9 protein-coding genes are annotated in these 6,645 nt (G+C 64.4%); 3 read left to right on the top strand and 6 right to left on the bottom strand.

The genetic code is table 11. From position 1 onward, the window contains the following. The 5 genes from AC1DRP_RS33875 to AC1DRP_RS33855 form a co-directional block, all read right to left on the bottom strand. A partial coding sequence (locus AC1DRP_RS33875; protein WP_476770818.1) for an NAD(P)-binding domain-containing protein occupies positions 1 to 401 on the bottom strand: 401 nt, incomplete at its 3' end. 121 nt (positions 402 to 522) lie between these two features. Beyond that, positions 523 to 1,119, bottom strand: coding sequence for a helix-turn-helix domain-containing protein (locus AC1DRP_RS33870; protein ID WP_441492916.1), 597 nt, complete (start codon positions 1,117 to 1,119; stop codon positions 523 to 525). A 9-nt stretch (positions 1,120 to 1,128) separates the two neighbouring features. Continuing rightward, the gene (locus tag AC1DRP_RS33865; protein ID WP_476770817.1) at positions 1,129 to 1,857 is read right to left on the bottom strand and encodes an amino acid ABC transporter ATP-binding protein; all 729 of its coding nucleotides are present in this window, start codon (positions 1,855 to 1,857) and stop codon (positions 1,129 to 1,131) included. Next, positions 1,854 to 2,510 (bottom strand): amino acid ABC transporter permease, encoded by a 657-nt coding sequence (locus AC1DRP_RS33860; RefSeq protein ID WP_441492914.1) that lies wholly within the window; start codon positions 2,508 to 2,510, stop codon positions 1,854 to 1,856. The genes AC1DRP_RS33865 and AC1DRP_RS33860 overlap by 4 nt, the downstream gene beginning before the upstream one ends. After that, on the bottom strand, positions 2,507 to 3,226 hold the full coding sequence (locus AC1DRP_RS33855; RefSeq protein ID WP_476770816.1) for an amino acid ABC transporter permease: 720 nt from the start codon (positions 3,224 to 3,226) through the stop codon (positions 2,507 to 2,509). Before AC1DRP_RS33855 ends, AC1DRP_RS33860 begins: the two co-directional genes overlap by 4 nt. Before the next feature lie 347 nt (positions 3,227 to 3,573). On the opposite strand from AC1DRP_RS33855, the gene AC1DRP_RS33850 reads away from it, so the two are divergent. From AC1DRP_RS33850 to AC1DRP_RS33840, 3 genes are all read left to right on the top strand, one after another. Then, entirely contained in the window at positions 3,574 to 3,798 is a 225-nt protein-coding gene (locus AC1DRP_RS33850) for a hypothetical protein (protein WP_441506910.1), read from the top strand. A gap of 380 nt (positions 3,799 to 4,178) precedes the next feature. After that, positions 4,179 to 4,457, top strand: coding sequence for a hypothetical protein (locus AC1DRP_RS33845; RefSeq protein WP_441492911.1), 279 nt, complete (start codon positions 4,179 to 4,181; stop codon positions 4,455 to 4,457). Between the two features lie 187 nt (positions 4,458 to 4,644). Continuing rightward, entirely contained in the window at positions 4,645 to 5,337 is a 693-nt protein-coding gene (locus AC1DRP_RS33840) for an acid phosphatase (protein WP_476770815.1), read from the top strand. A 243-nt stretch (positions 5,338 to 5,580) separates the two neighbouring features. Here the strand turns inward: AC1DRP_RS33840 and AC1DRP_RS33835 are convergent, their stop codons facing one another. Next, on the bottom strand, positions 5,581 to 6,492 hold the full coding sequence (locus AC1DRP_RS33835; RefSeq protein ID WP_441506912.1) for a hypothetical protein: 912 nt from the start codon (positions 6,490 to 6,492) through the stop codon (positions 5,581 to 5,583). Positions 6,493 to 6,645 lie beyond the last annotated feature (153 nt).

Here is a 6,645-nt window from a genome sequence, read left to right as displayed (position 1 = left end):
GTCGTCAGCGTCGTGCCCCAGGCGATGATCGGCGCGCGGATGCCGCGCGCGGCCAGGAGCCGCGAGAGATAGAGCGCCCCGAAGGAGGCGTGCGAGCTGATGATGACCGGCTGCCCCTCGCGCAGATGCTCGGCGGTCGCCTCCAGCGCCATCTTGTGCGCGTTGCCCGGCATGGCCAGCATCACCACGTCGGAACCGGTCACGGCCTCCTTCGCGCCATGGGCGATGCGGGGATGGAAACTCGCCTCGATCGCGCCGCTGGCCCGCAAGGGGGCCCCCGCCGCCAGCTCGGTCGTGCCCTGGCCGGAGGGCGACCAGAGCATGGGATCATGCCCACTGACCGAAAGCTGGGCGGCAGCGCCATAGGCGGCGGCGCCTGCTCCAAGGATACTCACGCGCATGGGATTTGGGCCTTTGGATCGGGGGACGATAAGGGGCGGCGGCGAGCCGGCGCGGGAGCCGGGACCTGCGGGGGTCCAGGCCTCACGGCGGCCCGGTTGAATCCACTATAACGGAACACGCTCAAGTAGAACCTCGCTCCTGCCGGACCTTCTGGTAGAGCAGAACCATCAGGCCGCGGGCCGGCTGATCAAGCTCGTTGCAGATCGAGTGGGGCACATCCACGGGATAGCGCGCCGTCTCGCCGGCCTTGACCGGATAGCGCGAGGACCCGCTCGCAATGACGAACTGGCCCGACAGGACCGTGAAATGCTCGACCGCGCCCGGCGCATGCGCGGCGCTGTCGAGCCGGCCATGGCCGGCGATCTCGACATCATACCATTCGACCGTGCCGGCCAGGCTCGGCGGGCTGAGGATGCGCAGCTGGCAGGAACCGTCGGCACTGCGGATCTCCGGCGTATGCTCCGGCGGGACGATCTCGATCGCGCTGCCGCCGGGCGAGGATTCGCTGCCTTGGAGGAGTGCGGAAATCTCGATCTGCAGCCCACGCGTCAGGCTCCAGAGCACCGCGAAGGTTGGATTGGCCTCGCCCCGCTCGATCTGCGACAGCATCGATTTCGACACGCCGGAGACGGCTGCGAGCTGCTGCAACGTCAACCCCCGCGCCTTGCGCTGGCGCTGGAGGATCGGTCCGATCTGGGGGGCGCTCAGCTCTGTCATGCCGGCGGCCTAGTGTGTCAGGACCTTGGTCAGGAACTGCTTGGCGCGCTCTGTCGCAGGGGCGGTGAAGAACTGCGCCTTGGGCGTGTCCTCGAGGATCTCGCCGCCATCCATGAACAGCACCCGGTCGGCCACGCGCTGCGCGAAGCCCATCTCATGCGTCACGACCATCATGGTCATGCCTTCTAGCGCCAGTTCCTGCATCACCTCCAGCACCTCGTTGATCATTTCGGGATCGAGCGCCGAGGTCGGCTCGTCGAACAGCATGGCGGCCGGGTCCATGGCGAGCGCGCGTGCGATGCCGACGCGCTGCTGCTGGCCTCCGGAGAGCTGGCTCGGTCGGCTCGTCAGCTTGTTGCCGAGCCCGACCCGCATCAGGATCTTCTCCGAGCGCTCATCGGCTTCGGCCCGGGAGCGCTTCAGGACATGGATCTGCGCCAGGCTGAYATTCTCCAGCGCGGTCATGTGCGGATAGAGCTCGAAGCTCTGGAAGACCATGCCGATGCGCGAGCGCAGGGCCGGCAGGTCGGTCCTGGGATCGGACACCGAGACGCCGTTGACGGTGATCGTGCCGCGCTCGAACGGCACGAGGCCATTGACGCATTTGATCAGCGTGCTCTTGCCCGAGCCCGACGGGCCGCAGATCACCACGACCTCGCCCTGGCGAACGGTTGCCGAGCAGCCGCGCAGGATCTGCAGCTTGCCATAGGATTTGTGCACGTCCTCGACGGCGATCATGTCGTGCGGCCCTTCCTGTAGAACTCGACCGCCTTCGTCGCCGACAGGCAGATGATGAGATAGACGACGGCGACCAGCGTATACATTTCGGTCGGCCGCCCATCGCGCGAGGCGACGATGCTGGCTGTCGTCAGGAAATCATGCAGCGCCACGACATAGACCAGGGACGTGTCCTGGAAGACGATGACGATCTGGTTCAGGACCAGCGGCATCATCGCCCGCAGCGCCTGCGGCATGACGATATGGCGCATCACCTGGCTGCGACGCAGGCCGGTGGCGAGGCCGGCTTCAGCCTGCCCCTTGCGGACATTGGCGATGCCCGCGCGGATGATCTCGCAGTAGAAGGCGGCCTCGAACATCACGAAGGCGATCAGCGCCGACATCAGCGAGCCGATCGGCCGTCCGATCGCCAGCGGGATCAGGAAATAGAACCAGAACAGCACCAGCACGAGCGGCAGGGAGCGCATGACGGTGACATAGGCCGCAGCCGGCACCGCGATGAAGCGATGGGTCGACAGCCGCATCAGGGCGAGGCCGAAGCCGAGCACCAGCCCGCCCACGGTCGCGACCAGCACGAGCAGCGCGCTCAGCGCCATGCCCTCGGCGAGAAAGCTCCAGGAGCGGGCGATGACGCCCCAGTCGAAATCGTTCATGTCGCGGCCTTCCGCAGGGCCGAGCCGCCGATGCGGTCGTCGATGAGGCGCATCAGCGCCGTCACGCACAAGCCGATGACGAGATAGCCGACAGTGGCGAAGGTGAAGGCCTCGAGCCCCTGGAAGGTATAGTTCTCGACATGGCGGCTCTGCGCCGTCAGTTCGAGGACACCGATCGTCAGGCTCAGCGATGACAGCTTGATCGTGATCAGGAATTCGGAGGTCAGCGGCCCGACGATGGCGCGAAGACCGAGCGGCAGCACGACCAGCCGGAAGGCCTGGACAGGACGAAGCCCCGTTGCCAGCGCGGCCGGCAGCAGCGGATTTCCGACCGCCTCGATCCCGGCCCGGACCTGCTCGGCGACGCGCGATCCGGCGAACAGGGCGATCGCGACGACCGCCGTGACGAACTCAGGGTAAGGCAGATCGCGCTTCAGCCAGAGCCCGATGGTTTCGGGCACGATCTCGGGCAGAACGAAGAACCAGAGGAAGAGCTGGACCAGCGGCGGGATATTGCGGAAGACATCGATATAGATGCCCGCGACCAGGCGAGCGCCACGAGCCGGCAGGCTGCGCGCAATGCCAACGCCAAGACCGATCGTCAGCGCCAGGACCCAGCTGACCAAGCTGATGGCCAGCGTCCATTGCACGCCGCTCCACAGCCACTCCCAATAGGGCTCCTGCAGGAGGATGGACCAGTTCCAGCGGTAATTCATGCCGCGGATGCACGGCTAAGCCGTGATCCAGGGACCGCTGCCATCCACCGAGTCCCCATCGAATCCCTCCCAAGATTCCACTATACCGGAATGATGAGATCGGCCGTCGGGGATTGTCAACAGGCCGTCATGATATTGAGCCATGCGAAGCGCAACTGGCCATGGCAATGACCGGCCGGCTGCCATGCAAAATCCGTGGGGCGCGGACATAGCGTCCTTCCAGTGGTCGGAGTGCCCTCCTGGACCGGCAGTTCACTGACCTCTCCCCTCATTGCACGGCGGAGGAGCCCTGTGCTGAAACCGACCGGTTCGCGATCATCGGCCTCGGACGCTTCGGGATGCGGCGCATGGCCCAGGCCGTCGGCGATCCCAGCGAGGCGCGGGACTGGCGCGACACCATCCTACCCCGGATCGACCGTCTTCACGCCGCGCGGACGGAAACCACAGCCTCCGCGTCCGAACCGGGTCACGCTGAAAACTGGCGCGCGAGGCCGCTGGTGGCAGCCGCGCGCGCCTTCTGGATGGCCCCGGAACGATCGGGGCATGATCAAATCGAAATTGGAAATGAATGATCGATATCGGGCGACGAAATACACTCTACTGAATCACGTTGAATATCAACAATATGATAATATAATCACAATAGTTTATGTTTCTATCAATATAGGCTGTAAGTAATATGTACTATATGAAGATCTATTCTTTCTGCCCCCGTTTTGCCCCCCCCATTTGAAATTGCCGCCCAGCACCATTGTCGAACTGTCCGAGCTCGTATGTGATGAAGATCACATACGAGCTCGGGTTTTTCAGGTGACACGGACGGGTGAGACTGAGCGGCTGAGCCTGCCTGGAATCCTGGCTACATCCTCGAGCGGGAGAGATTGCAATGTCAGGCCGGTCGCTCCAAAGGCCTCTGCTCTTGCCCTTGTTCTCGTTTGCATGCGTCGCCTTGGTGGCGGCGACCTCTGCGATCGCGGCGGACGCCCCGCAGCACAGGACATTTCAATCGCGGACCTGCCCGGTCTGGGACAAGGACCTGCATCATCTGCTCGACTGGAGCGAGGCGTTCAGCATCCACACGCCTGAACTGCGCCTGAGCATTCGCGCAGAAGCCCTCAAGCTTCGCGAGAGATGCCTGCGCGATCTCAGCATGGCCTCGCTCAATCGCTACGTCATGCTGATGAAGCTGCTTTACGATGACGAAGCGGACGAGGTGGAATCCTACAATTGAGACGCTAAGGACGCTGGAGGCGAAATACCTCCCTGGGCGCGCGCGGCATGTCCCTGGCGCGAATCGCTCGAGACGTCGCCGCCGGGGCGCCGACCGAAGGCGAGAAGGACCGCGCGGCGGGAGATTGACCTACATCACACTGTCATATGTGGGGAGCGTCGATCCCTGGCCAACAGGGACCACAACCATGCGCCATATAGCATTCGCTCTTCTGACAGCCGCCACGCTGGCTTTCTCTCCCGCCCATGCCGAGGATGCGAAACCCTTCGCGACCGGCAAGACGATCGACCTCACAGCCGTCCTGAAGCCGCCCCCGGCGCCGGACTCCGTCCAGACGAAGGCCGAGATCGGCGAGGTCCTCACCATTCAGGTTACGCGCACGCCGCAGATGGAAGCGCTGGCCCAGGCCGATGCCGTCGAGGATGTCTGGCGCTTCGCCGACGTGATGGGCCCGGCCTTCAAGACTGAGGCGCTGCCCGTCTTTTCGGCCTTCTTCGATCGGATCGTCGCGACCGAGGGCGCGGTGGTCGATCCGGCCAAGGACAGCTGGAAGCGGCCGCGGCCGCATCAGGCGAGCCCGCTGGTCAAGCCTGTGGTGAAGGTCTCGAATTCCGGCGCCTATCCCTCCGGCCACACCACCGTCGGGACCTTGATKGGCATCGTGCTGTCGAACATGGTTCCGGAAAAGCGCACCGAGATCATGGCCAGGGCCTGGATCTATGGCTGGAACCGCGTGATCGGCGGAATCCATTATCGCTCCGATATCGACGCCGGCCGCATCGCAGGCTCGGTTATCGCTGCGCGCATCATGGAGCAGCAGGACTTCCAGACCGAGTTCGCCGCCGCCAAGGCGGAGCTGCGCAAGGTGCTCGGCCTCTGAGCGATCAGCGAGAGACGGGTTCGGCGGCGGGTCTCTCCCCTTCCGAACCCGCGCCAGCCGATCGGCCAGCAGACGAAGCCGTCACAGCGCCATCCAAGAAGAGCGCCAGCAGCGCGGCATCAAGCTGCCTTACGATGCCGAAGCGGACGATGTGGGATTCAACGATTGAGACGGCGCCGATCTGGCTCCGTCCTGGCGACCGGCATCGCTGCGTGCCGCGTCCCGCTCGGCCGGCACGACGACTCACTCCAGTGGATCATGCTCCATCGCGCGCACGACGATCGACCAGGCAGCGCTGTTCCATCCAGCTCCCCTCCTCGTCGTTCTGGCCAACTCGGCGCCCACGAGCATCGGGTTGACGACCGGCCCTTCAAGCAGTCGCCAGACCTCGTACATCTCGCGCCACAGCGTTTGAGAACTGCTCTCGGGACCTGGTACGCTGCGACGGATCAGCTTGACCACCAGCGACCATAGTTCGTTGATCACGACGAGGGTGTAGATGCCCAACAGCCATATGCCGGTTGTTGTCCAATCAAAGTGGAAGGCCGCCCCTATCCCCAACAGAGGCACAACGATAAAAAAGGCGGCAGACGCCAATTGCAGCTGGAAGTCGGCCTTCCATTCGAGCTTCCGGAGCTTCTCGAGGTTGCCGCGGGCCCTCAAATAGCGACCCCGGCGCCATGGATCCCCCGGTTCTTCTGCTTTCTTCACCGCTTCCCCGAACCTAGACAGTTCGTGCGTCACGATCGCATCGACGAGCATCCAATCGAGGACAGGGTGCCGCATCCACGGTTGCGCCAGATAGTCTGCGACGCAGCTGTTGAACTGGTCCTCGCGGAGCCAGGTCTGATAGCGGCTTTCGTAGCCCTCCACGTATCCGCGGCCCGGATCGCGCCGCTGCCACATCACACGCTCGGCAGCCTTCCGGGCCTGGTCTTCAGCCGGGCTGCCCCACCACTGATGTTTGCCGTCGCTCAGCGCCGCCTGCGCCCTCCTGAGGACTGTGTATGACTGATGGAGACGGTCCGAGTATGCCGAGCCGTCGCCGCCTGTCTTGATCGTTTCGGCAAGCGCCGGATGGCGAGCTGTGTCATGAGCCAGCGCATCTGATGCGCGTCGAAGTCCTCCCCGGGCGAAAGGCGGATGTCGATCCATCGCGTTGTGTAGGCGATTGCCTCCGGCACCGACAGCGCTTCGCCCCGGCCGGACGGGATCGGCACGGGCCTATATTGCGGCAGGATGTCAGCGCTCAAGTCGTTGCACCAAATCCGGGGCGACGCCGACCGTGGTCGGCGGCAGCATGTTGAC

It is taken from the genome of Allobosea sp. 01N443 (assembly GCF_056399325.1).
The sequence above is the reverse complement of the archived record's forward strand: the minus strand, read 5'-3'. Positions and strand labels throughout refer to the sequence as shown.